The following is a 1,030-nucleotide window of genomic DNA, read 5'->3' on the forward strand; positions in this document are numbered from 1 at the left end:
ACGTAAACGTGCTCCGACCGCTTGTAGGCGTATGGTTTCAGGATCTATTTCACTCCGTTATTCACGGTTCTTTTCACCTTTCCCTCACGGTACTGGTTCACTATCGGTCTCTCAGGAGTATTTAGCCTTGGCGGATGGTCCCGCCAGATTCACGCAAGGTTTCACGTGCCCCGCGCTACTCAGGATACCACTATCGGTAACGGTCTTTACCTGTAAGGGGCTATCACCCTCTACGGCCAAGCTTTCCAACTTGTTCCAGTTCATTACGCACCGAATGTCGTGGTCCTACAACCCCGATATTGCCGAAACAATATCGGTTTGGGCTAATCCGCTTTCGCTCGCCACTACTAACGGAATCACTATTGTTTTCTCCTCCTCCGGGTACTTAGATGTTTCAGTTCCCCGGGTTTGCCCATCTTGCGATGTACTAGTTCTTCAAACTAGTGGGTTGCCCCATTCGGATACCTGCGGATCATATCGTGTGTGCCGATCCCCGCAGCTTTTCGCAGCTTATCGCGTCCTTCTTCGCCTCTGAGAGCCTAGGCATCCCCCATACGCCCTTATTTAACTTGTCGCACCTGCTTCGCCATAAGGCTAGGCATGCGCCCTCGTAATATTATTCGTATTAATTTCCATGACGTACAACTATCCCTGGTGGTATAATTGTACGCACTTTGTCCCAATATGTCAATGAACGTTTCGGCGAGGATACTAAGTGATGAATTTGATAACATCCCTAATACCGTCTTGTGCCGTTGTGGAGAATATCGGAGTCGAACCGATGACCTCCTGCGTGCAAGGCAGGCGCTCTAGCCAGCTGAGCTAATCCCCCATTTCGAAATCCCGGATGTAGCACCCTGAATCATTTAATGAGTAGAACCCTCTGCTCCTAGAATTTCCTTCAATCTGTCAATCAATGAACTTTTTACATTCTTCCCCTAGGGGAGTCCTGTTGTAGTCTCAGGCAGACTCGAACTGCCGACCTCTACATTATCAGTGTAGCGCTCTAACCAGCTGAGCTATGAGACTC

At 49.2% G+C, this 1,030-nt stretch carries 2 tRNA genes and 1 rRNA gene (1 of these 3 only partly in view); all 3 read right to left on the bottom strand.

Going from position 1 to position 1,030, the window contains the following annotated elements:
- Window positions 1–576 (bottom strand): 23S ribosomal RNA (locus tag ABXZ32_RS15745) (it extends 2,256 nt beyond the left edge of the window).
- 182 nt (window positions 577–758) lie between these two features.
- Window positions 759–832: transfer RNA gene (locus ABXZ32_RS15750), tRNA-Ala, on the bottom strand.
- A 123-nt stretch (window positions 833–955) separates the two neighbouring features.
- A tRNA-Ile gene (locus ABXZ32_RS15755) sits at window positions 956–1,029 on the bottom strand.
- Window position 1,030: the final 1 nt, after the last annotated feature.

Source organism: Sediminicola luteus, from assembly GCF_040566555.1.
GTDB lineage: Bacteria > Bacteroidota > Bacteroidia > Flavobacteriales > Flavobacteriaceae > Sediminicola.